This window comes from Brevibacterium zhoupengii (assembly GCF_021117425.1).
Taxonomy (GTDB): domain Bacteria; phylum Actinomycetota; class Actinomycetes; order Actinomycetales; family Brevibacteriaceae; genus Brevibacterium; species Brevibacterium zhoupengii.
Map to the genome: position 1 here is coordinate 2698195 of NZ_CP088298.1, position 23594 is coordinate 2721788.

General features: G+C 62.4%; 16 protein-coding genes and 1 tRNA gene. 5 read left to right on the top strand and 12 right to left on the bottom strand.

The features are described 5' to 3' along the window. Positions 1-115 precede the first annotated feature (115 nt). The 4 genes from LQ788_RS12305 to gcvH are packed head-to-tail and all read right to left on the bottom strand — an operon-like array spanning position 116 to position 3396. Positions 116-1510 (bottom strand): class II 3-deoxy-7-phosphoheptulonate synthase, encoded by a 1395-nt coding sequence (locus LQ788_RS12305; protein ID WP_231441382.1) that lies wholly within the window; start codon positions 1508-1510, stop codon positions 116-118. 10 nt (positions 1511-1520) lie between these two features. Continuing rightward, positions 1521-2006, bottom strand: coding sequence for a bifunctional nuclease family protein (locus LQ788_RS12310; protein ID WP_009883118.1), 486 nt, complete (start codon positions 2004-2006; stop codon positions 1521-1523). 10 nt (positions 2007-2016) lie between these two features. Then, positions 2017-2991, bottom strand: a complete 975-nt coding sequence (locus LQ788_RS19965) for an FHA domain-containing protein (protein ID WP_394801306.1) — start codon at positions 2989-2991, stop codon at positions 2017-2019. Then, entirely contained in the window at positions 2992-3396 is a 405-nt protein-coding gene (gene gcvH, locus LQ788_RS12320; protein ID WP_231441384.1) for a glycine cleavage system protein GcvH, read from the bottom strand. It abuts the gene before it with no gap. A gap of 232 nt (positions 3397-3628) precedes the next feature. Between gcvH and LQ788_RS12325 the strand changes: the two genes are divergently transcribed. After that, positions 3629-3702, top strand: a tRNA-Pro gene (locus LQ788_RS12325). Positions 3703-3841: 139 nt separating this feature from the next. Here the strand turns inward: LQ788_RS12325 and LQ788_RS12330 are convergent. From LQ788_RS12330 to LQ788_RS12340, 3 genes are all read right to left on the bottom strand, one after another. Further along, positions 3842-5011: a DDE-type integrase/transposase/recombinase gene (locus LQ788_RS12330; RefSeq protein ID WP_231441386.1), complete on the bottom strand. Its 1170-nt coding sequence runs from the start codon at positions 5009-5011 to the stop codon at positions 3842-3844. Between the two features lie 354 nt (positions 5012-5365). Beyond that, positions 5366-6604 (bottom strand): MFS transporter, encoded by a 1239-nt coding sequence (locus LQ788_RS12335; RefSeq protein ID WP_231441388.1) that lies wholly within the window; start codon positions 6602-6604, stop codon positions 5366-5368. After that, complete coding sequence (locus LQ788_RS12340) at positions 6601-8031, bottom strand: sodium:proton antiporter (protein WP_231441390.1); 1431 nt, start codon at positions 8029-8031, stop codon at positions 6601-6603. The genes LQ788_RS12335 and LQ788_RS12340 overlap by 4 nt, the downstream gene beginning before the upstream one ends. A gap of 26 nt (positions 8032-8057) precedes the next feature. On the opposite strand from LQ788_RS12340, the gene LQ788_RS12345 reads away from it, so the two are divergent. After that, positions 8058-9749 (top strand): sugar porter family MFS transporter, encoded by a 1692-nt coding sequence (locus LQ788_RS12345; RefSeq protein ID WP_394801307.1) that lies wholly within the window; start codon positions 8058-8060, stop codon positions 9747-9749. A 52-nt stretch (positions 9750-9801) separates the two neighbouring features. On the opposite strand, the gene LQ788_RS12350 is transcribed toward LQ788_RS12345, so the two are convergent. Together LQ788_RS12350 and LQ788_RS12355 are read right to left on the bottom strand one after the other, a co-directional pair. Continuing rightward, the gene (locus LQ788_RS12350; RefSeq protein ID WP_231441393.1) at positions 9802-10302 is read right to left on the bottom strand and encodes a DedA family protein; all 501 of its coding nucleotides are present in this window, start codon (positions 10300-10302) and stop codon (positions 9802-9804) included. Positions 10303-10482: 180 nt separating this feature from the next. Then, on the bottom strand, positions 10483-11697 hold the full coding sequence (locus LQ788_RS12355; protein WP_231441395.1) for a metal-dependent hydrolase family protein: 1215 nt from the start codon (positions 11695-11697) through the stop codon (positions 10483-10485). A gap of 334 nt (positions 11698-12031) precedes the next feature. On the opposite strand from LQ788_RS12355, the gene LQ788_RS12360 reads away from it, so the two are divergent. Together LQ788_RS12360 and LQ788_RS12365 are read left to right on the top strand one after the other, a co-directional pair. After that, on the top strand, positions 12032-16024 hold the full coding sequence (locus LQ788_RS12360) for a Pls/PosA family non-ribosomal peptide synthetase (protein ID WP_231441397.1): 3993 nt from the start codon (positions 12032-12034) through the stop codon (positions 16022-16024). Then, positions 15954-17315: a M1 family metallopeptidase gene (locus LQ788_RS12365; protein WP_231441399.1), complete on the top strand. Its 1362-nt coding sequence runs from the start codon at positions 15954-15956 to the stop codon at positions 17313-17315. Before LQ788_RS12360 ends, LQ788_RS12365 begins: the two co-directional genes overlap by 71 nt. A gap of 81 nt (positions 17316-17396) precedes the next feature. Here the strand turns inward: LQ788_RS12365 and LQ788_RS12370 are convergent, their stop codons facing one another. Both LQ788_RS12370 and LQ788_RS12375 read right to left on the bottom strand, forming a co-directional pair. Next, entirely contained in the window at positions 17397-18164 is a 768-nt protein-coding gene (locus LQ788_RS12370; protein WP_231441401.1) for a GNAT family N-acetyltransferase, read from the bottom strand. Beyond that, positions 18161-19477, bottom strand: coding sequence for an MATE family efflux transporter (locus LQ788_RS12375; RefSeq protein ID WP_231441403.1), 1317 nt, complete (start codon positions 19475-19477; stop codon positions 18161-18163). The genes LQ788_RS12370 and LQ788_RS12375 overlap by 4 nt, the downstream gene beginning before the upstream one ends. A gap of 292 nt (positions 19478-19769) precedes the next feature. Between LQ788_RS12375 and LQ788_RS12380 the strand changes: the two genes are divergently transcribed. Further along, the gene (locus LQ788_RS12380) at positions 19770-22280 is read left to right on the top strand and encodes an HNH endonuclease signature motif containing protein (protein WP_231441405.1); all 2511 of its coding nucleotides are present in this window, start codon (positions 19770-19772) and stop codon (positions 22278-22280) included. Positions 22281-22319: 39 nt separating this feature from the next. On the opposite strand, the gene LQ788_RS12385 is transcribed toward LQ788_RS12380, so the two are convergent. Then, a complete protein-coding gene (locus LQ788_RS12385) occupies positions 22320-23519 on the bottom strand; it encodes an acetyl-CoA C-acyltransferase (RefSeq protein ID WP_231441407.1) in 1200 nt (399 codons plus the stop codon). Positions 23520-23594: the final 75 nt, after the last annotated feature.

Consider the following 23594-nt stretch of genomic DNA (forward strand, 5'->3'; position numbering starts at 1 on the left):
ATGAAGCCGGTGGCCGTGCGATTCGATCGCACGGCCACCGGCTTTTTCGCGGCTGTCTGAGACGACAGGTCACGGTCTGTGACAACGAGCCAACGGCTGCTGGCTGAGCGTCACATCAATTGCGGCGTGTGAGGTACTCCGCGACCTGGAACGCCATCTCCAGCGATTGGTCGTGATTGAGGCGAGGATCAACGAGGGTCTCGTAGCGACGGCGCAGTCCCTCGTCGTCGATCTCGGTCGCTCCACCCATGATCTCGGTGACGTCATCTCCGGTGAGCTCGATGTGCAGTCCGCCCGGAATGGTCCCGGCTTCCTGATGCGCGGTGAAGAAGCCTTCGACTTCGGCCATGACGTCCTCGAATCGACGGGTCTTGTACCCGGTGTTCGAGGTGATGGTGTTTCCGTGCATCGGATCGCAGACCCAGGTGACATGCGGAAGACGGTCGCCGATTCCGGCAAGCAGATTCGGCAGTGCTTCGGTGATCTTCCCTGCACCCATGCGGGTGACGAAGGTCAGTCGACCAGGCTCTGCGTCGGGATCGAGCTTCTCTGCCAGGGCCAGAGCGTCGTCGGCTGTGGCCGTGGGACCAAGCTTGACGCCGATCGGGTTGCGCACCTTCGACAAGAAGTCCACGTGGGCTCCATTGATGTCGCGGGTGCGTTCGCCGATCCACAGGAAATGACCCGATACGTCGTAAGGCTCTCCGGTGCGTGAGTCGATTCGGGTCAGTGCCCGTTCGTACTCGAGGAGCAGGGCCTCGTGAGCGGCATAGAACTCGGTCGTCTTCAGCGCATCGAAGTCTGCACCGCATGCGTCCATGAAACGGATGGCGCGATCGATCTCGCGCGCAGTCTGCTCGTAACGCTGGTAACCGGGATTCGATGTCAGGAACCCGCGATTCCACTCATGGACGAGACGCAGGTCAGCGAAACCGCCCTGGGTGAATGCCCGGATGAGATTGAGAGTCGAAGCGGAGACATGGTAGCCCTGAAGCAGCCGCGCCGGATCGTGACGGCGAGACTCCTCGGTGAACTCGTAACCATTGACGATGTCGCCTCGGTATGAGGGAAGCGTGGCACCGTCTCGTGTCTCCATGTCCGCGGAGCGGGGCTTGGCGAACTGACCGGCCATACGACCGATCTTGACGACGGGCATGGAACCGCCGTACGTCAGCACCGCGGCCATCTGCAGCACAGTCTGCACTCGGGCTCGGATCTTATCGGCCTGAGCGCCGGCAAAGGACTCCGCACAGTCACCGCCGGCCAGGACGAAAGCCTCGCCTCGGGAGGCGGCTGCGATGCGCTGCTTGAGCACGTCGGCCTCGCCGGCGAAGATCAGCGGCGGAGAGTTGCGCAGGCTGGTCAGGGCATCGTCGAGTGCCGGAGTATCAAGATAGGTCGGCTGCTGCTGCGGATCCATCTCACGCCAGGCATCAAGACCGCTGAGGTCATTCGTGCCTGCTGGGGCGCTGTCTCTGTTGGCGAATACCGGATCGATATGGAAGCTCACAATCGTTCTTTCATGATGTTTCGGTACCGGTTTCGAAGTCCTCTGCCGAGACGTTGTCGAGGAAGTCCCTGAATTGGGCAACTTCCTCTTCGTCGGCTTCGGGTGCTTCGATTCCGGCGTCTTCGAGAAGTTCTGAATCGACGTAGACGGGACACTGGGCCGTGAGGGCCAGCGTGACTGCGTCGGAGGGACGTGCAGAGATCGACTTTCCATCGTTCGTGTGCAGCTCGGCCAGGAAGATCTGTCCGTCGCGGCCGGTGATCGTGACATCGGCCAACGACGTCTCATACGCTTCGAGAGTATCGAGCAGCAGCGCATGCGCCATCGGTCGCGGTGGGGTCAGTCCCCGCTGCGCAATCGAGAGTGCATTGGCTTCGATGGCACCCACCCAGATGGGCAGGTAGTAGGCAGGCTCAGTGGCTTTGAGCAAAAGGATGGGCTGGTTGGCAGGCATCTCGATGCGAACACCAACCACCTCAACTTCAATGTTTGACATTATCCCCCGGTCAGGAGCGCGGACGCTGCTGGAAAATCATCCGGAACTTGCCGATCTGCACATCGGCTCCGTTCTGCAATTCAATGGAATCGATCAGCTGACGACCCACATAGGTTCCGTTGAGTGAGCCTGTGTCGCGCAGTGTGAAGCCACTTGGTGTCCGAATGAATTCAGCATGCTTGCGCGAAACGGTGACATCGTCAAGGAAGATGTCTGCGTTGGGGCTGCGACCCACAGTCACCACGTCGGTGTCGAGCAGAATCTGCGAACCCGAGTCCGGACCTGAAACGACGACGAGAAGTGCATCCGTGTCCTGCAGACCTTCGAGGTCGGGCACAGGGTGGATCTCACCGGTATGCGGATCCAGGATCCCGTGGAACTGCTGACTGCCGGAATCACTGGAGACCGGCTCATCGTTGCGATACTGCTGTTCCTGGCCGTTGCCGTGATGTGGTCCCTGTCCCTGGCTGCCATACTGCTGTCCCTGGCTACCGTACTGCGGTTGGTTGCCGTATTGGGGCTGGTTGCCATACTGCGGCTGATTGCCCTGGGGAGGATACTGGCCTTGGTTCGGCTGCTGCGAAGGCTGCTGATAGCCGGGCTGCTGGCCCTGGCTCCCCGGGAACTGGCCCTGCTGTCCGGTGTTGTACTGACCATGCTGAGCGCCATTGTGCTGCGGAGCATTGCCGTACTGCGGAGCCTGCGGACCGTTGTTCACCGGAGCCTGACCGTAGGGAGGTGTCTCCTGCGGAGCTGGGCTGCCCTGAGACTGCTGGGGCGGCGCATAGTTCTGCTGGCCGTTTCCCTGGCTGCCCCCGTTGTTCTGACCGTAGGGGTCGACCTGCGGATTGTGGCGAGTCTCGGGTCCAGAAGCGTCGTCGCCGTTTCCGGCGCCGAATGGGAACCTCTTCGACTGCGGCACCTGACCGTTGTCATACCAGGTCTGCGAGGGGTTGGGACGACCTTGATCGTTGTTCTGCGACATTTACGCCTCCTCGCTCTGAATGAGCTCTTTGTACTGCTCACTGTCCATCAGCGCTTCGACCTGCTGTGGATCACTGAGTTCAACGAGATACATCCAACCGTCCTGGAACGGGGAGGTATTCACGGTTTCGGGAGCGTCATCGAGTCCTTCGTTGACCTCGGTGACGGAACCGGACACGGGTGCAATGAGATCGGACACGCTCTTCGTGCTCTCGACCTCGCCGCAGGATTCTCCAGCAGTGGTCTTATCGCCGACATCAGGAAGATCGACATACACGACGTCACCCAGCTGTTCTTGGGCAAAATCGGTGATACCCACGCGGACAACCGCACTGTTCTCCGTGGTCTCGACCCATTCATGGTCGCGCGAGTATCGCAAGGACACTGGATAATCCAGGTTTGCCATGTCGACTCCTCTTAGCTTGTTGGTCCTCCAAGCATAGCCGCCTGGGGTGCTTTCATAACAATCACGAAACAGAAATGTTACCGATCCTCGGTACCAGCCCAGGCTTGCACCCGTCTCTCACATGACTACCTGGGATGATACTCGTTTTTTCATGGTCACGAAACGCAATTTTGGCACTTGGCCGGGGATCGTTATAGGCTGGGTCTCGTTGCTTTCCGAAGCAGCACGGAAACGGGCTATAGCGCAGCTTGGTAGCGCGCTTCACTGGGGGTGAAGAGGTCGTGGGTTCAAATCCCGCTAGCCCGACCGTGTGATGTGTCGCGACATCGTTCACTCGATGTCGCGGCACATTTCTCATTTCTGACCCGGTCATGTCTCACGACATCGTGCACATATTCGGGTGCATGTCTCACGACATCGTTCACTGTATGTCTCGCGTCATCGTTCATTTCTTCTTTTGGTAGTCCTTGCTCGCATCGAGTGTGTGTTCAGCGATGATTTCGCCCGCATCTCGGTCAATGACCATTGTTTCGGGTCCTTGTATGAGCAGCAGCACTCGCTTCCTAGCCCAAGCCCTCCCGATGCCCAGGTGCCTTAGTTTCCCGGCATAGCGGATGCTGATCGTGCCTGTGGCATCAACTTGGTCGTATCTGACTCTCCAGATCGTGTCAGCGATGTCGATGACCGGGACAGCTTTGCTGATGGCCGTGTACGCGGTCTCGGGGGTGCGTCTGCCAATGGCCCTGTGGGGCCGTTGCGTGTTGTAGACGTGGGCGAACCTGACCAGTTGGGTATCGAGTGCTTCGAAGGTCGCCACGAGTCCGTCTGCGGCCAACCAAAGTTTGAGCGTTTGGTGGTAGCGCTCGACCTTGCCCTGCGTCGTGGGGTGGTGGGCTGCCCCGTTCTTCTGCACGATGCCCATATCGGACAGGAGTTGTTCGAACCCGTTGGGCTGTTTGGGTCTGCCGTCATGGCCACGGGAAAAGCGGGTCGTGTAGACCATCCCGTTGTCAGTCAGCGTTGATGCTGGTGGCGCGTAGGTATCCATGGTCTGGGTGAACGTATCGATGACGACACGTCCGGTGATTTCGGGATAGGCGGTGGCATGGAGCAACATCCGCGAGTGGTCATCGAGCCAGGAGATGATCTTGGCATCGGTGCCATCGGTCAGGGGCCAGTGGGTGAAGTCGGATTGCCAGGTCTCGTTCGGTGCTGCGGCTTCGAAACGGTGCCAGGACGAGCGTGGTCGCTTCTGGGGTTGGTCGGTGATCGTGTTGTTACGACGCAGGATCCGCCAGATCGTGGCGGTGCTGGGCCTCGTCTGTGCTGGGAGTCGGTCCCAGATCGATTCCGGGCCGGCGTCGAGGCCTTCGGCGATGAGTCTGGCACGGAGTTTGAGGATCGTGGTGATCGTGGCCTTGTCGGTGGCGTTGGGGTTGGAGTGAGGGCGTCTGGGCTGTGGGTCGACAGCGTCGAGTCCTCCGGTCCTGTAGCGGGCGAGGAGGGTGTAGATCCAGCGCTTCGAGACGTTGTAGCGAGTAGCTGCTTCGAGGACGGTCAGGTTGCCCTCGGTGATGGCGAGGACGATGACGCGGTTTCTGTTTGTCTCTTTCATGTGTGAACGATGTCGTGAGACATGGGGTGAAGGATGTCGCGACACAGGGTGTGCATGATGTCGTGACACAGTCAGTGATCGATGTCGTGAGACAGGAGTGAACTATGTCGTGCAACCAGACACCGCTAGCCCGACCGTGTCATGTGTCGCGACATCGTTCCTACGATGTCGCGGCACATTTCTCATTTCTGACCCGGTCATGTCTCACGACATCGTGCACATATTCGGGTGCATGTCTCACGACATCGTTCACTTCCGAGTCTGCCCAGCAACGGCCCCGAGCGACAATTTCAAGGCCGCTATGCCGCTCAGTCGCTCAGCTGCTCGGTCATACAGCCGCTGAGCCGCTCAGCCTCAACGTGGCTGCCTCCCGCCCAGTCGACCGGCAAAGACCATCGTGACGGCGCCGATGAGGATCAGAACAGACAGCCCCCACCGCAGATTGCCGAAACCGGCGATGACGCCGACTACCGGACTGGTCCCCAAGAAGCCGATTCTCATAATCCAATTCACCAGCGTGACGCCTCCGGCCCGCCCCACTCCCGGCAGGTGGGCAGCGGCTCCGAGCGCACCCGGAACGAGAGTGGCCGAACCATATCCCATCATGCCGAGGCCGACCAGCAGCTGGACGGGCTCGAATGCGGTGACAGCCCCTAGACCGCCGAGGGCGATGAGTCCCCCACCGAGGCGAGCGATCCGGCTGGGCCCGAAACGCTGAACCAACAGATCGCCACTGAAGCGGCCCAGGCATTGGCTGCCGATGACCACGCTGAAGGCGATTCCGGCTGTCGCGGCAGACATACCGCTGAACTCGACCGCGGCCAACGCGGACCAATTGTTCGCGATGTCCTCGACCGCAGTTCCGCAGATGGCAACGACAGCCAAGGGCAGTGCCATGAGCAGAATGGCTCGCTTCGAACTGGGATGCTTCGCACTTGCAGCATCGCTGGAATCTGCAGCCTCGCTGGGACCGGCGCCAGCCTCGGCGACGTCATCGAGACTGGAATTCGCAGGACCGTTGCGAGGAACGGTATCGCCGATCAGTCGACGAGCCAGCAGGATCACGATAATGGATGCCACCGTGATCAGTGCCAGGTGGAGCCTCATGTCCATCCCATTGGCAGCGGCGATCGTGGCAAGGGCACCGCTGACGAGCCCACCCAAGCTCCACAGCGCATGCATCGACGAGAGGATGACTCGCGACAGGCTCTCCTGGACCCCGATGCCCACGACGTTCTGGGCCACGTCCACAATGGCATCGAAGAAGCCGACGAGGAACAGACAGACGGCCATCATCCATCCGTTGACCGACCACGCCGTTGTGGCCGCCGACAGGCCCAGCAGCACGGTGCCTCCGACGACGACGGCGTTGGCTCCGAACTGTGAGATGAGGTGCGCCGGTACGACTGAGGACACGATCGCGCCGAGCGCGAACGATGCGACGACGAGTCCGAACTCCCACGAGCTCAGCCCCAGCCGCTCGACCAGCAGCGGATACCACGGCAGCAGCGCCGCAAACACGAAACCATTGCAGCTGAAATAGAGCCCGACACCGGCGATTGCGCGCGCACCGGCGCTGGGCCGAGGACTCATTGGCCGGACTCACTCGCCCGGTCGTTCGAGCCTGCCCCCTTCTTTGCCACGAGCCTGCCCTCTCGCATGTTCAGACCGGCACGTCCGAGCACCAGCAGAGTCACCAGGATGCCGAGGAGCTTCCACCAGAGACCGTCGGTCATGAACAGCAGCACCATCGCGGCCAGAATCGGAACCAAGTGGGTCATCGACCACCCGACATACCCGCCGAAGCTCGGCATCGTCACGTTGGCCGAGTCAGCAACGGATTTCACCATGAAGTTCGGACCATTGCCGATGTAGGTGATCGCCCCGCCCATGACAGCGCCCAGGGACACTGCGATCAACAGAGTTTCCGCGACGCCTGCCACTCGGGGCTCGCCCGGCACCTGGGCGGCCATTTCGAAGAAGGTCACATACGTCGGAGCATTGTCGAGCACCGAGGAGAGTCCACCGGTGAATACGAAGAGCGAGATCTCGTTGAGCGGAATCCGATGCGCAATCTGACCGAGGTAGGCCAGCGCGGGCATCATCGTGAGGAAGATGCCGATGAACAGTGCCCCGACCTCGAGGATCGGTGTCCACGTGAACTTGTTGAGGTTGAATCGGGCACCGCGGTCGCCGAAGAGGAATGAGGCGAGTGCGGCGGCGAGCATCACGATTTCGCGCCAGGGAACGAATTGGGCGAAGCTTGCGTGCCCGGATTCGACCGCATGCATGTCGATCGAGGGGATGAACGCGACGGCGATGATGATCACGGCAAGATAGATGAGTCCGCTCGCCCCGCGCAGCCCGAGTTTGGTGGCGTACTCCGCGTCCTTTTCCAGCGCCTCGGCGGGTTCCTTCGCATACATCTTGCGATCCAGGGCATAGAAGCTGATCAGCAGCAGCGAGTTGACGAAGAGCCAGTAGGGCCACAGTCCGAACGTCCATTCGAAGGGCACTCCACGCAGCATTCCGAGGAACAGCGGCGGGTCGCCCAGTGGGGTCAGCAGACCACCGCAGTTGGCCACGATGAAGATCGTGTAGACGACGGTGTGGGTCCGGTGCTTGCGGTCCTGGTTCGTGTTGAGGATCGGACGGATGAGAAGCATCGCAGCCCCGGTGGTGCCGATGAACGAAGCAAGCACCCCACCGACGGCGAGGAAGATCGTGTTGTTCTTCGGAGTCGCCTTGATGTCACCGACAAGGAAGATTCCTCCGGAAGCGACGAACAGGCTGCCGACCAAGACGATGAACTGGAAGTACTCCACCAGAGCGTGGGAGACAGTGGAACCGGCTCCGCCGATGACGAACCACACGGCGATGGGAACACCGAGGACCAGAGCCACGGTGAGTTTGACGAGATTTCGGTCCCAGATCTTCTCGGTGGCAGGAATGAGCGGCAGGACCGCAATGCATCCCAAGAGCAGAACGAATGGGATGATACTCCACCAGGCAACAGCCATGCGGCGGTCCCTTTCTCATAGTGGTGATGACGAGTTCCACCGAGCTCGTCGACGGCGACGTGGCACTTACTCTACTGACAATTCGGCTCCGCTCCCCGCAGTCGCTCATTTCTCGGACAGTCGGGCTTCTCGGACAGTCGAGTTTCTCGGACGATCATGTGCCGGACATCTTCGCAGTGGCATACCCTGGGGTGCAGCTCATCGACGTCGCATTCGCACCAGGTGCCGAATGTCATTCACAGGAGGAGTCCCACTTGCCTCACAACGACCCATCCCCCGACGGCAGACTCCACGGTCGAGAACGGGTGAACTCCCGCATCGTCGGGATCTCGCTGGCCGCCGCATTGGGCGGATTCCTCTTCGGATTCGACACTGCCGTCATCAACGGCGCCGTCGACGCCTTGGCCGAGGAATTCGCCCTCGGTGCCGGAGTGAAGGGCTTCGCGGTCTCCTCAGCCCTGCTGGCGTGCGCGCTCGGAGCCTGGTTCGCGGGCAGCCTGGCCAATCGCTACGGCCGCCTCCCGGTCATGGTCGTCGCAGCAATCCTGTTCCTCGTCTCTGCCATCGGATCAGGTTTGGCCTTCGGCGTCACCGACCTCATCATCTGGCGCATGGTCGGCGGTCTCGGTGTAGGTGCCGCATCCGTCATCGCCCCTGCCTACATCGCCGAGGTGTCTCCCGCCCGAGTGCGCGGTCGCCTCGGTTCCCTGCAGCAGCTGGCGATCGTGACCGGCATCTTCGCCGCGCTCCTGTCGAATGCCCTGTTGGCGTCGCTGTCCGGCGGGGCCGCCGATCCCCTGTGGTTCGGCATCGAGACCTGGCGCTGGATGTTCATGGTCGAGGCTCTGCCCGCGCTGGTCTACGGGCTCATGGCCCTGGGACTGCCCGAGTCCCCACGGTTCCTGGTCGCCCGCGGCAGAGAGGACGAGGCGGCTCGGGTTCTGCGCGTCTTCACCGGGGTCACCGACACGGATTCGCTCATCGAGCGCATCCGCGATTCGATCCGACGCGAGGACAAAGAGTCCTTCAAGGACCTCATCGGTCGCCGTTTCGGGCTCAAGCCGATCGTCTGGATCGGAATCCTGTTGTCCGTGTTCCAGCAGTTCGTCGGCATCAACGTCATCTTCTACTACTCCACGACGCTGTGGAAGTCGGTCGGCTTCGACGAATCCAGTGCCCTGCTGACCTCGGTGATCACCTCGGTGACGAATATCGTCGTGACGATCGTCGCGATTCTCCTCGTCGACAGAGTCGGGCGTCGGAAGATGCTCTTGGCCGGTTCGTTCCTGATGGGAATCTCATTGGCGATGATGGCGGTGTCGTTCTCGTTCGCCGAGCTCGCCACGGCTGCCGATGGCACCACCAGTGCCCAGCTGGGTGCGCCGTGGTCGATCATCGCGCTGATTTCAGCGAATGTGTTCGTCGTCGGATTCGGCGCCACCTGGGGTCCCCTGGTGTGGGTGCTGCTGGGAGAGATGTTCCCCAATCGGATTCGCGCCGGCGCGCTTGCCGTGGCCGCCGCAGCCCAGTGGATTGCGAACTTCGCCATCTCGACGACGTTCCCGATCTTCGCCGATATCAGCCTGACCTTCGCCTATGGCTTCTACGCCTTCTTCGCGGTGCTGTCGTTCTTCTTCGTCTGGTGGAAGGTGCCAGAGACGAAGGGAATCGAGCTGGAGGATATGACCGAGGATCTCCCGGCTCGCCCGCGAGACTGAGTTCGCCGAGGTGGCTCGCCTTTCAGGGGACCGCGCCGAGGTGGCTCGCCGTTCAAGCCGAGCCGTGAGCGGCGTGTTCGGGCTTCTCGTCCTTCTTCTTCAGACCAATCACGAGTCCGACGATCGCCAGCGCGAAGCAGGCGCCGAGACCGACAGTCAGGCCCGGCTCCGCATTGTAGGCGGTGGCCAGGGCCTTGAACCCGATGAGACCGACAGTCGAGTAGATCAAAGCCCACAGCGAGCCGCCGACGACGAGCGCGGGAATGTAGCGGCGATAGCTCATGCCGCTGGTTCCCGCTGCCAGGTTGAGAACGGTCTGCACCCCGATCATGAGGAAGCTCAATGCGATCACCGGGGCGCCGAAGCGTTCGATCATGGCCTCGGCCTTCCGGTACTTCGGTCCCGACATGATCGCGTCGATGCGTTCGATCTTCCTGATTCCCTTGCGCGCCAAGCGCCCCAGGAGGAAGGTCCCGCCGGCCCGGGCCAGAATGATGCCGAAGAGAATGAGCCAGGTGACGGCGATGGGAAACGACCAGTCCAGTGGGTTCATCGCATATCGACGCCTCTGCCAACGTCCCGGGCGCTGTCCCTGCCATTGGCGCTGCACGGATGGTTTCGATTGCTCACGCCGCAATTGTACGCCAGGTGAGGTTAGTCTCCCCTCACCTGGCGCACATGGTCAGCCTCGTGAGCGAGTCACGTCAGTCTTCTCAGTCGAACGTCAGTCTCCTCAGACGAGTTCGCCGCCCAGATGAACCGAACTGACACGTGACTCGATTCCTCTGACGTCTGCGGTGCTGAGATCACCGTCGACGACGACCAGGTCGGCGAGCGCACCTGCCTCGATCCGCCCGACGTTGTCATGGCCGAGCAGTTCGGCCGCAATGGACGTGCCGGCCGCCAGGGCTTCTGTAGTGGAGAGGCCGACCTCGGCGAGAAGGCTGATCTCTTCAAGGTTCTCCCCGTGCGGGCCGACGCCGGCATCGGTGCCCATCGCAATCCTGACTCCAGCCTCATGGGCCTTCGTGATCGACGCATAGTGGGCTTCGATGACGGAATACGCCTTGTCGACCACGGACTGCGGCAGAGCTGAACCCGCCTCGGCGGCCTTGATCACTGCCTGCGGAGCCTGCAGGGTCGGGACCAGGAAGGTGCCGTTCTCAAGCATCAGGTCGATGGCTTCGTCATCAAGGTAGATGCCGTGTTCGATGGAACGCACCCCCGCGCGGACCGCGTTCTTGATTCCTGGGGCACCTTGGGCATGGGACATGACGTGCGCGCCCTGGGCAGCCGCCTCGGCGACGATGACGGCGATCTCAGCCTCGGTGAACTGGGAGTGCCGGGGATCATCACGGGGTGAGAGCACGCCACCGGTCGAGCAGATCTTGATGTGATCGGCACCGGCTCGCAGCAGCTCACGGGTCTTGCGCTGCACTCCCTCGAGCCCATCGGCCACGCCAGAGGGCCGACCAGGGTGAGGGGCGAGGAATGGCGAATCGGCGCCCGAGACCAGGTGGAAGTCACCGTGTCCTCCTGTCTGGGACATGATGTTCACGGCAATCGACATACGCGGCCCACGGACGATGCCCGTCTCGGCTGCGACCTTCGCACCGAGATCGGTGCCACCGGCATCGCGGACAGTGGTCACTCCGCCCTTGAGCGTCTTGCTCATATTGTCCACGGAGTTGTAGAACTGCAGTGAGAACGGGTCATGGAATGACGAGGAGTTGCTGGCCCCCGTGCTCATCAGGTGCACGTGGCAGTCGATGACGCCGGGAATGACTGTCTTGCCCGCACAGTCGATATAGGTGTCTCCGGCATCATGTGAGCCCTGGCCGCCCTCGGTGACGGCGGTGATGGCTCCCCCATCGACGACGATGTCTCGCACCCCCGGCAGGAACCGGAATCCGTCGAAGACCTTGGCGTTCTTGAAGACTGTGACCATTGACTCTCTCCTCATCATTGAAAATCGCTCGGGTGACGTGTCTCACGCCCGCACTTCAGCTCTATCACGGACATCTGCGTCTCGTCATGCTGTGGTTGAGCCGTCATGCTGCGGTTCGGCCCACACGCTGTGGTTCACACAATAGTGAAGGCTCTGCACCATAGTGAAGATGCCCATGGTCCGAGACTCACCTGCGATCAGGATCGAGACCGCGCCACACCCTGTTGCCGGGCTGCGTGTTCACATTCACGACACCTTCGAGCTATAGAGTGTTGGTCGATGATGGCTGGCACGTAGGCCGCTGTCCGTTTCTCACGCTCGACCCGGAAGACCTGTGACTGTATATTCTGCGCAATTTCCCGCACCTCCGCGACCACGCGAGGATCGCACCCTCATCGACGTTCTCCTGGAGATCGCCGGAGCTCATGGCGACCAGCCCGCCATCGATGACGGACAGCAGGTTCTCAGCTATTCCGAGCTGATCGTTGAGATACGTGACCTCGCACTGCGGTTGGCCTCTGTCGGAATCGGCCCCGGGGACAAGGTCGGCGTGCGTGTGCCCTCCGGTTCGGTCGACCTCTACGTGTCGATTCTTGCCACCATGATGCTGGGCGCAGCGTACGTTCCCGTCGACGTCGACGACCCCGATGAGCGGGCACACACAGTCTTCACCGAGGCGGCCGTCACCGGCATCATCACCGCCGACCGGTCGATCGAGTCTCGCACCGACCGGCCACCGCTGCAGAACTCGGAGCTGCGCCGTCCCACTCCCGACGACGACTGCTGGGTCATCTTCACCTCCGGCTCGACAGGCAAGCCCAAGGGTGTGGCTGTCTCTCACCGCAGCGCAGCGGCATTCGTCGACGCCGAGGCCGCCATATTCTGCCAGGAGGAGCCGCTTGGCCCCGGTGATCGGGTATTGGCCGGACTGTCCGTGGCCTTCGATGCCAGCTGCGAGGAGATGTGGCTGGCCTGGCGCCATGGTGCCTGCCTGGTACCTGCGCCCCGCACATTGGTGAAGTCCGGGATGGACTTGGGGCCGTGGCTGTCCTCGCGCAACATCACGGTGGTCTCGACCGTGCCCACCCTCGCCGCTCTCTGGCCGGCCGACAGCCTCGATGCTGTCCGCCTCCTGATCTTCGGCGGAGAGGCCTGCCCGCCGGAGCTCGGGCGCCGACTCAGTGATGAGAGCCGGGAGGTCTGGAACACCTATGGCCCCACCGAGGCGACCGTGGTGGCCTGCGGTGCCCAGCTCGACGGCTCCGACCCGGTGCGGATCGGACTGCCCCTGGCCGGTTGGTCCCTGGCCGTCGTCGACGCGGCCGGCATTCCGGTGGCCGAAGGCGAGACCGGCGAACTCATCATCGGTGGGATCGGGCTGGCCCGCTACCTGGATCCTGAGAAGGACGCCGAGAAGTACGCGCCGATGCCGTCCTTGGGCTGGGATCGGGCCTACCGTTCGGGTGACCTGGTCGTCAACGACCCCACAGGACTCATCTTCGTCGGACGTGCCGATGAGCAGATCAAACTGGCCGGTCGCCGGATCGAGCTCGGCGAGATCGATGCCGCCCTGCAGGCTCTGCCCGGTGTCGAAGGTGCCGCAGCGGCCGTCAAGCAGACCCCGGCCGGCACCGACATCCTCGTCGGCTACCTCGCCTCGAGCGCACCTGATCCGGAATCCCGCATGTCCGAGTGGGAACAGCTGCTGCGCGCCGAACTGCCTGCTGCCCTGGTTCCCCGGCTCACCCTCATCGAGGAGCTGCCGACGAAGACTTCGGGCAAGGTCGATCGCAACGCCCTACCGTGGCCGATGGGCGATGCCGCCGAGGTGGAGGGAAGCTCCGAGGTCTTCGATCCCGAGGTGGAATGGATCGCCGAGCAGTGGTCCTCTGTGCTCGGGGCTCGCCCCGGCTCGGACACGGACTTCTTCACCGCCGGAGGTGGATCGCTGGCCGCCGCGCAGTTGGTCTCACGGCTGCGGACCGAGCACCCCAGCGTCACGGTCGGTGACATCTACTCCCACCCGCGCTTCGGGGCGCTCTCAACCCTATGTCTCGTCGACAACGGGGCCGCCGCGGCCTCGGCACGTCCACGACGGACGATCGCACGCACGTCGAAGGGCATGCAGGCATTCCAGACGCTGCTCGCGATACCTGTCCATATCCTCGGCGGTGTGCGCTGGGTCGTCATTGCGATGGTGCTGGCGAACATCGGCAGCAGCCTCGGCGCGGATCTTCCGGTCACTCCCTGGCCCGTGATCATCACCCTGTTCCTCGTCTTCGTCACTGCCTGGGGCCGTATGCTCATCTCTGCCGGTGCCGCACGCGCCCTCATGGCCGGCATCAGGCCAGGAGACTATCCGCGATCGGGATGGGTGCATAAGCGCCTGTGGTTGGCCGAGCACATCGCGGATCTCGCGGCGGCCGTCTCGGTGGCGAGCGCACCCTGGGTGACCTGGTACGCGAAGCTTCTGGGCAATAAGATCGGCTCCGATGCCGATCTGCACTCAGCGCCTCCTGTGACGGGGTTCCTGACCCTGGGCGAGGGTGCCGCGATCGAACCCGAGGTCGACCTCAAGGGCTGGTGGGTCGACGGTGACCTGCTGCGCATCGGCACGATCGAAGTCGGCTCCAATGCGACGATCGGAGCCCGCTCCACCCTGATGCCGGGCACCCGCATCGGTGAAGGCGCACTCGTCGAGGCCGGATCGGCTGTGACAGGCAAGGTGCGCCGCAACCAGATCTATTCGGGGTCCCCCGCGGTCCGGATCGGCAAGGCCAAAAAGAGTTGGCCCGCTCCCCCACCTCGGCGCCGGCTGCCCTTCCTCCTCTATGCTCTGGGCTCTCAGATCAATGCCGCTCTGCCGTATCTGGCAGCCCTGCCCGGCATCGCGCTCATGCTCGGTGTCTCAGGCATCGACGTCGTCGAGTCTCCGTGGCTCGTCCTCGCCTGGTCTCCTCTCATCGCGTGCCTGTGGTTCGTCTGCACTGCACTGCTGATCCTGGTGTCAGTGCGACTTCTGTCAATCGGCATGGAAGAGGGAGAGTTCCCGGTCCGTTCGGCTCGCGGCTACCGCGTCTGGGCGACCGAGCGCCTCCTCGACCTGGCCCGTGACCTCCTCTTCCCGCTCTATGCTTCGATGCTCACACCCTGGTGGCTGCGAATGCTCGGCGCGAAGGTCGGACCGGGCACGGAGATCTCAACAGTGGTCTTCGTCCCCAAGATGACGACCATCGCCGCCGGCGCGTTCCTCGCCGATGACACCATGGTCGCCAGCTACGAACTCGGACACGGATGGATGCGCGCCGGTCGCGCGAAGGTCGGCAAACGTGCCTTCCTCGGCAACTCGGGAATCGCCTCCCCCGGACGACGAGTGCCGAAGAACGCACTGGTCGCGGTGCTCTCCGCAGCCCCGGCGAAGGCGAAGAAGGGCTCCTCATGGCTGGGCTCTCCCCCGGTGCAGCTGCGCAGAGCCGCCGTCGATGCCGACGAGGCGCTCACCTATGCTCCGAACTTCGGCGTCAAAGCTGCCCGCGGATTCTTCGAGACTCTGCGCATCACCTCGGTGATGGTCGCCGGGCTTCTCATCGCCGCAGTTCTCCTCACGATCGAGTTCCTGCTGGGACTGCCGAACTCCGGCTCCGCTTCGGGAGCTGCCGGTGGAGCCGGTGCTGCAGGCGATGGCGGTTCGTTCCTGGCCTCTGTCGGTCTCGCGCTGCTGACCTCGGGCATCGTGATGATGGCCGCCGGTGCTGTGGCGGCAGGACTCGCGATCGCAGCCAAGTGGATCTGCGCGGGTCCGATCAAGGCAGGCGAACACCCACTGTGGTCATCGTTCATCTGGCGCAACGAGGTCGCCGACTGCTTCGTCGAGCTCATCGCCGCACCATGGTTCGCGCGGAACGCTGTCGGGACACCTGCCATCGTGTGGTACCTGCGTGCCATGGGCGCGAAGATCGGCCACGGGGTGTGGTGTGAGACCTACTGGCTGCCTGAAGCCGACCTCGTCAGCCTCGGCGACAACTCCACGATCAACCGCGGCTGTGTGGTCCAGACGCACCTCTTCCACGACCGGGTGATGAGTTTGGACACCGTCGAGCTCGAGGACGGGTCGACCCTGGGACCCAACAGCGTGATTCTGCCTGCCTCCAGCTTGGGCACGAATGCCACAGTCGGTGCGACGTCGCTGGTCATGCGCGGAGAGTTCGTACCCGCGCATGCCTATTTCAGCGGCAATCCTGTCATACCCTGGGTGGATGCACCAGAACTTCCTGAAGTCGGATCCAGCGAACCGGAAACACCAGCAAGGCGGCACCACGATGCTTGATCCCTACACTCCCGACGTCGGCAACTCCGACCTCACCATCGACCACTACGACCTCGACCTCGACTACCGGATCGGGCCTAACCGCCTCTCCGCACGCGCGAGCCTGACCGGGAGGGTGCTGCAGGAGACGAAGACGATCGTCCTCGACCTCACAGGCCTGCGGGTCACGAAGGCTCTCGTCAACGGCAAGAGGGTTCGGTACTCGACGCGGGGCAAGAAGCTGCGGCTGACCACCGATCTCCTGCCCAAGAACCAGCCGGTGCGCATTGACATCTCCTACGTCGGCAACCCGCAGCCCGCGATCGGGGCCTGGGGCGACGTCGGCTGGGAGGAGCTCGAAGACGGCGTCCTCGTCGCCGGGCAGCCCGTCGGCGCATCCACCTGGTTCCCCTGCAACGATCACCCGTCGGATAAGTCGAAGTACCGCATCCGGGTGCTCACCGAATCCGAATACACCGTCGTGTCCAACGGCGAACTCGTCGACAAGGTCCGCAAGGCCGGGCGCACCCTGTGGACCTACGAATCCCGGACTCCGTTGGCCACCTACCTGGCAACGGTGCAGATCGGGCGCTACCGCTACTCCCAGATCGACGCCGAGGACGGCGCTGCGGCCTCCCCGATCCCCCTGGGTCTCTACGCGGGCGAACATTGGCCGAAGGCATCGACGCGGCTGCAGGTCCAGCATTCCATGATGAACGAGTTCATCGACCGGTTCGGGCCCTACCCCTTCGACCGCTACGACGTGGTCGTCACCGATGATGAGCTCGAGATCCCGCTGGAGTCACAGCCCTTGTCTGTGCTGGGGCCCAACCACCTGGGCGAGGAATGGGAGGCCGAACGGCTCGTCGCCCATGAGATGGCCCACCAGTGGTTCGGGAACTCACTGACACCTCGGCGCTGGTGCGATATCTGGCTCAACGAGGGCTTCGCCTGCTATTCGGAGTGGGTATGGTCGGAAGCCTCGGGTCGCAGCAGTGCCCACGAGTGTGCGCAGACCTGGAGGGAAGCCCTTTCCGACGAACCGCAGGACTTCCTGCTCAGCGACCCGGGCGGTCCCGACATGTTCGATGACCGCGTGTACAAGCGCGGAGCGCTGTGCCTGCATGCGCTGCGGCTCGCGATCGGTGACGAGGATTTCTTCACCGCGATCTCCGAGTGGACGACGAAGTATCGTCACTCCTCGGTCGAGACCTCGGATTTCCTCACGTGCATATCCGGTGTGGCCGGTCGCGACCTCGCCGAGGTTGTCCATCCGTGGCTGTACGAAGAGGAACTTCCCGAACTGGCTTAGCTGGTTTAGCCGACTTAGTTGGTTCGGGTCGGTCGGGTCGGCTCCGGACAGCTTGGGCCGGGGCGGCTCGGATCAGCTCGGCTATTTCAGCCGGCGGACGAGGATATCGGCATCCCCGTTGCGGCCGACCGCAACGAATCCACGGTCATGGTAGAGACGAGCCGCGCCGTTTCCGTCTTCGACCGAGAGGCTGACGGCTGGGAAGCCGCTCATCTTCGCCAATGTGCACACCACGTCGAGGAGCATGCCGCCGATGCCCTGCGACTGGTAGTCGGGCAGGACAGCCAACGACAGCTCGGGGATGTCCGCGGCCACCCAGCCGTACCCGGTGAACCGCGGCCCCACCTCGGCGGTGGTGCCGGTGGCATTGCCATCGTCTGAGTCATCGGTACCGCCTGTTTCATCGGAATCAGCGGGGGCCTGCGCGTCTGCGGCGGCCTGGTCAGTCGCGGTGGTCTGGTCACTCGCGGTGGCCTCGGGCGCGGCAGCCGACCTTTCGATCACTGCATCGAACTCGGCCAGACGCAGCCATGCGAGGCCCACGATCTCCGGGTCCGAACCGACAACGGAATCGTTCTCGGCGGCGTCACCCGTGTTCGGATCTGGCGCATAGGCGGCGACGGCGATGTCTCCGTTGCGGCCCCAGTCCTTGAAGTAGAAGGCGGCATCGTCGCGTTCGAGAAGCTCTTCGACCTCGATCCGAGGTTTGTCCATCGACCAGTTGAAGCACAGGTCGAGGAACGGCAGAAACACCTCGTCCGAGGTCTCTGTGCCCAGCGGACGGATGCGTGATCTCAGTGCGCTCCGGCGTTCCGCCTCGGCGGGATCCAGGTTCTGACGTTCGTTCATGAGGTTCCTTTCTCGACCGCACGAGTAATCCAGCTGCGGTTGCGCACACGCCAGCCCAATGTCAGCGCCCGCAGGCCGACGAAGCCGATGCAGAACGCCGCCCACAGCCCCAGAGCACCGGGCCAGTAGAGGACGACCGGAATCAGCAGGATCGCATATCCGCCTACTGCCACCAATTGTGCCAGAGCGAGATATTTCGCGTCCTCGGCACCCATGAGGACACCGTCGAGGACGAAGACATAGCCGGCGATGGGCATACTCAGCGCAAGCACGGGAAGCAGGCTCGTCATCAGCGCGATGACCGCGGGGTCCGAAGAGAAGCCGCGCGGGATGATTCCGGCGCCCGCAAAGAGGATGAGTCCGACCACGACTCCGAAGACGATGCCCCACAGACACAGCCTGCGATTGATCGCAGCCACCGCATCGACCTTCCGCGCACCCAGCTGCAGCCCGATCAGAGCCTGCCCCGCAATGGCCAATGAGTCGAGGGCGAGCGCCAGGGCGAAGAAGAGGCTCTGGGCGACTTGGATCGCGGCCAGCTCGGTGGTTCCCATGGCTGTGGCGAGAAAGACGAGGATGATCAGTGCCGCGCGCAGGGAGGCGTTGCGCACCAGCAGCCAGCCGGAGGTCTTCGCCGAGGCGAGCACGCCGGACCAGTCGGGGCGGAAAGTCGCATGGAATCGTCGTGCGGCCCTGATAGAGATCAGCACGTAGACGGAGCACATGCCGGCTTGGGCGATGACGGTGCCCAGCGCGGAGCCGGCGACTCCCATATCGAGACCATAGATGAAGATCGCGTTCAGCCCGATGTTGGCGATGCACCCGGCCGCGGCCACGATCAAGGGCGTCCGCGTGTCCTGGAGTCCGCGCAGGAGTCCTGTGGCGGCGATGACGACGAGCATGAAGGGCAGACCCCACCAGGAGATGGCGAGATAGGAGTGCGCTCCCTCGGCGATCTCGGCACCGGGCTCGAATGCTGCGATGACTGGTTTGAGCAGGGGCAGCCCAATGGCCAGCAGCACCACAGAGGTGCACAGAGCGAGCCAGATCCCGTCAAAGCCTGCGTTGATGGCACCGGAGCGGTCCCCCGCTCCCATGCGCCTGGCAACCCGCGGTGTGGTGGCGTAGGCGAGGAAGATCATCAGTCCCAGAACGGTCTGCAGGATCGTGGACGCAATGGCCAGCGACCCCAAAGCACCGGCGCCGAGGTGGCCGACCATGGCAGTGTCAGAGAGCAGGAAGATGGGTTCGGCAATCAGCGCTCCGAGGGCCGGAAGTGTCAATCGGAGAATGTCCTTGTCGATCGCTGCCACGAATCGAGTCTAACGAATCAATCGAGTCCGACGAATCGGGAGGCTTCGGCTCTCGTGTCAGTGGCGAATGAGATCATATAGCAACAAACTGATCCTTACATCGAGACATGAGAGAAAGTAACTGATAGCGGATATTTGTGGGTCATCTACGGTTCACGTTCTATAGCTGCAACTATTTTCTGTCGCCCTATATTCGAATCTCTCTATCTTTCAGTTCTATTTATAGATACACTGTTTATAGACACCAATGCCCTCGAAGGTCTCCACAGAGCGGTGGAGAGGAGGCAACGCAATGAAGCACATGAACGACAGCAGCTCGCACTACAGCGTGCATTCTGACGACACCAGTTCGTCAGCCTCCAACGGCCGTTGCCTCGATATCGACGAGGATTCTCCATTCAGCGACCTGTCGGCCGTCTACGCCTGCAGCGACCAGGCACAGTTCGCAGCGCTCGATGCCACCAGCGGCATCTTCGTTCGCGAGGTTGCGCACTACCTCGGTCTTGCTGGTCCCGATCTGACGGTCCCCTATGACTTCGCGCCTCTCGCGGAGACCGTCCGCCGACATTGCCGTCGCAAACGCCCACGCCCCCACACGACCTCCACAGCAGACGCAGCAGCCAGCGCACAGTCTCCCGCTCATTCCACACCTTCTGCTCCGAGCGCCTCGTCCACTTCCCGCCGAAAGAAGGATCGCGGAGCTGGTCGCAGAATGCGTCGTGAACAGAGGGAAGCACGGGAGCACCCTGAGCCGCTTCCAGACTTTCCTGCATTCAATCCCGCGTCGACGTTCAACGGCTGGACCCATCAATACGCCTGTGCTGAAGACATCTGCGAGTACTCGACGCTCCTCGGTGCCACCACGTCGGGGGCCTATAAGCACATCACGTCTGCAATGACGCTGGTCCACGGGCTTCCGAAGTTCCACCAGCGCTGCATCGATGGCGATTTCACCATCGAACACGTCGCATTTGTGACCCGACGCTGCCGGGATGTCGCGTTCAGATACCTGCCCAACATTGATGACTACCTGGCCGACAGGCGCGCAGACATCACGATCGAAACGTTCAAACGATCGCTCGCACTGAAGATCGCGGCACTTCAACCAGCACAGGAGACACTGGAGAAGGTCGCGGTCCGCCGCCGGGTTGACATCAGCACGGGTGATGACGGGACCGCATACCTCACGCTGACTGGTCCAGCTCCAGATCTCCACGCCTGCTACAGAAGAGTCGAGGCATTCGCTCGAGCCGTCTACAAGGGAAATATCGATGCATTCGGCGACCAACTGAACGACGGTGAGTCCTTCGACGACGATCGCGGCATCGACGCGCTCATGTTCGACATTCTCACTCGCACCCGACCCCAGCTGAAGCTTCGGATCACCAGCAACAACACGACAACGGGCGACATATCGAGCACGGACTTTCCGATCGATGGCCTGTTCACTGGACCTGACGGTGTCCCCATGTCGCCCGAGGAATCTCTGCTCGACTACATCGAACGGACCTTCGGTCAGATGAACGACGAGACTTCAGCACCGGCCGGCGCCAACAGCAAAGATCCTGTTGCCGGCCAGAAACAGTCTGCCGGCCAAAGACAGGGCGACAGCCAGGAACAGACCACCAGCCAAGGACAGGCTGCATCCGACTACTGGTTACGGGACCCGCGATTCTTCGAAGCCATGATCAAGGGTCGGCCGACGCCGGGTAGGGCATTCTGGCCGCCCGGGACCGACCCGCAGACACCACTCGACGATGATTCCTCGTCCCCGTATGACGGATCGACAAGTCCGGTCAGCTACGAGGTTCTCCTCGACTTACCCACCCACGAATATTGGCTTTCCCACCAAGCACGCACGACGATCACCGTCCCCATGTTCACGCTGCTCAGTCAGTTCCTCGGCACTTCAGGTGACGGCACAAGTGCCGAACCGGCCCGGACGCCGGCGACACCTGCCGACGCAGAGTCTGCAGAGACGACTGCGTCGACATCATCATCGGCCAACGCTGCCGGTGAGCAGTGGGCAGATGCAGATGTTTGCGATCTGGCCGGGATGCTTCCGGACGGCTCCCCACTGCCAGCCGATATGGCACGCAGGCTCGCCGGATATGCGTCAACATGGACACGTATCCTCACGGATCCAGCGACCGGCACTCCACTGGATGCGAAGGCAATCAGTTACACGATCCCCAACAGCGTTCGCCAGCCTCTTGCCGCCCAGTGGATGAACTGCACCATGCCCGGGTGCACCCGCCGGGCCGAGCTCACAGAAGTCGATCACATCATTCCCTTCGACCACAGCAGCCCACAAAGCGGTGGCCACACCCGATTCGGCAACCTGCATAATCTCTGCAAACTTCATCACCAGGCAAAGACTGACCAGAAGTTCTCGGTCAGAATGACCGAACCTGGACGGCTTGAGTACATTTTCAGACACGGGATCACGACGGAAGTCATGCCGCCTGACAATCCGATCAATGTCGAGCATGTCAAGCTGTTCCTCAAGTATTTCGCGACGCCTCCACCGCAAACGGCTGCCCCACCCCCATCTGCAACCTCGACGAGAGCGGCTCCGTGTGCCACAGAGAATCCCCCACGGCAGGCGGACGAACAGATGAAGCCCGAGACGGCAGAAGAAAAGCCGCCGACCGCGCAGTCACAAACTGCGCAGCCGACGACTGCTTTTACCGGGAAAGGTCACTCCCCCGTTTGGGCCGAGTACGTTGACCCCTTCTCTGGCCAACCCGAGCAGAACGCGAAGAAGCAGATCTGGGATTCGGGTGAGAAGCCACCCTTCTGATGGTTAGTCAGATGGTGAAGCTTCAGCCAGCGTATTGGGTCAGCAGACTTCGAAGAGTCCGGCCGCGCCCTGACCGCCGCCGATGCACATCGTGACGACGACATACTTGACCCCGCGGCGACGCCCCTCGATGAGAGCGTGACCGACCAGGCGGGCACCGGTCATTCCGTAGGGGTGACCGACTGAGATTCCTCCACCGTCGACGTTGTACTTCTCTGGATCGATCCCGAGGCGGTCACGGCAGTAGAGGGCCTGGACCGCGAATGCTTCGTTGAGCTCCCACAGACCGATGTCATCGATGGAGAGTCCCTGCGCCTTGAGCAGCTTCGGAATCGCGAAGACGGGCCCGATCCCCATCTCGTCGGGATCACAGCCAGCGACGGCCATACCCCGATAGACGCCGAGTGGTTCCAGTCCACGTCGGCTCGCTTCATCACTCGACATCAGCACCGAAGCAGAGGCTCCATCAGACAGCTGTGAGGCATTGCCTGCTGTGATGCTTGGGACCTTCGAAGCTTCGCCGGGCTTGAGGACTGGGTTCAGTCCAGCCAAACTCTCCAGGGTCGTCGATGGACGGTTCCCTTCATCGCGTTCGAGAGTCACCTGCTGAGCCGAGGTTTCCTTGGTCTCCTTGTCCACGACGATCTTCGTCGTCGGCAACGCGACGATTTCGTCGTCGAACCGGCCGGCGTCCTGGGCGGCTGCGGTCCGCTGCTGCGAAGAAAACGCGTACTCATCCTGTGCTTCACGGCTGATGCCATAGCGTTCGGCCACAACCTCGGCGGTGGCGAGCATCGGGTAGTAGATTCCGGGAACATGTTCGACCAGCCACGGGTCCTTCGCCCGGAACATATTCATCTTGTCGTTCTGCACCAGGGACACCGACTCCACGCCGCCGCCGACTGCAATCTCCTGTCCATCGAAGAGGATCTGCTTGGCGGCGGTCGCGATTCCCATCAGCCCGGAGGAGCACTGACGATCAATTGTCATTCCTGGGACCGTTGTCGGGAGACCGGCTCGCAGCGCCGCCTGGCGAGCGACGTTGGTGGATTGGCTGCCCTGCTGCAGGGCTGCACCGAAGACGACGTCTTCGACTTCGCCCCCTTCCAGACCTGCCCGTGAGACAGCGTGGGAAATGGCGTGGCCCGCCAATTCCTGGGCTTGGGTGTCGTTGAACGCCCCTTTGTACGCCTTTCCGATCGGAGTTCTGGCGGTGGAGACGATGACTGCTTCGCGCATGACGTGCCTTTCTTCAGTGAGGTGCGCCGGACCGGAGTTCGTCGCGATGTCAGTAGGTCCAGAATGTTAGTAGGA

Bases quoted from the DNA above. Each gene is read 5' to 3' on its own strand.
- LQ788_RS12340 (WP_231441390.1), bottom strand. From the start codon at position 8,031: ATGGCTGTTGCCTGGTGGAGTATCATCCCATTCGTTCTGCTCTTGGGA.
- gcvH (WP_231441384.1), bottom strand. From the start codon at position 3,396: ATGGCAAACCTGGATTATCCAGTGTCCTTGCGATACTCGCGCGACCAT.
- LQ788_RS12345 (WP_394801307.1), top strand. From the start codon at position 8,058: ATGACGAGTTCCACCGAGCTCGTCGACGGCGACGTGGCACTTACTCTA.
- LQ788_RS12350 (WP_231441393.1), bottom strand. From the start codon at position 10,302: ATGAACCCACTGGACTGGTCGTTTCCCATCGCCGTCACCTGGCTCATT.
- LQ788_RS19965 (WP_394801306.1), bottom strand. From the start codon at position 2,991: ATGTCGCAGAACAACGATCAAGGTCGTCCCAACCCCTCGCAGACCTGG.
- LQ788_RS12335 (WP_231441388.1), bottom strand. From the start codon at position 6,604: ATGAGTCCTCGGCCCAGCGCCGGTGCGCGCGCAATCGCCGGTGTCGGG.
- LQ788_RS12370 (WP_231441401.1), bottom strand. From the start codon at position 18,164: ATGAACGAACGTCAGAACCTGGATCCCGCCGAGGCGGAACGCCGGAGC.
- LQ788_RS12365 (WP_231441399.1), top strand. From the start codon at position 15,954: ATGCACCAGAACTTCCTGAAGTCGGATCCAGCGAACCGGAAACACCAG.
- LQ788_RS12330 (WP_231441386.1), bottom strand. From the start codon at position 5,011: ATGAAAGAGACAAACAGAAACCGCGTCATCGTCCTCGCCATCACCGAG.
- LQ788_RS12355 (WP_231441395.1), bottom strand. From the start codon at position 11,697: ATGGTCACAGTCTTCAAGAACGCCAAGGTCTTCGACGGATTCCGGTTC.
- LQ788_RS12310 (WP_009883118.1), bottom strand. From the start codon at position 2,006: ATGTCAAACATTGAAGTTGAGGTGGTTGGTGTTCGCATCGAGATGCCT.
- LQ788_RS12385 (WP_231441407.1), bottom strand. From the start codon at position 23,519: ATGCGCGAAGCAGTCATCGTCTCCACCGCCAGAACTCCGATCGGAAAG.
- LQ788_RS12380 (WP_231441405.1), top strand. From the start codon at position 19,770: ATGAAGCACATGAACGACAGCAGCTCGCACTACAGCGTGCATTCTGAC.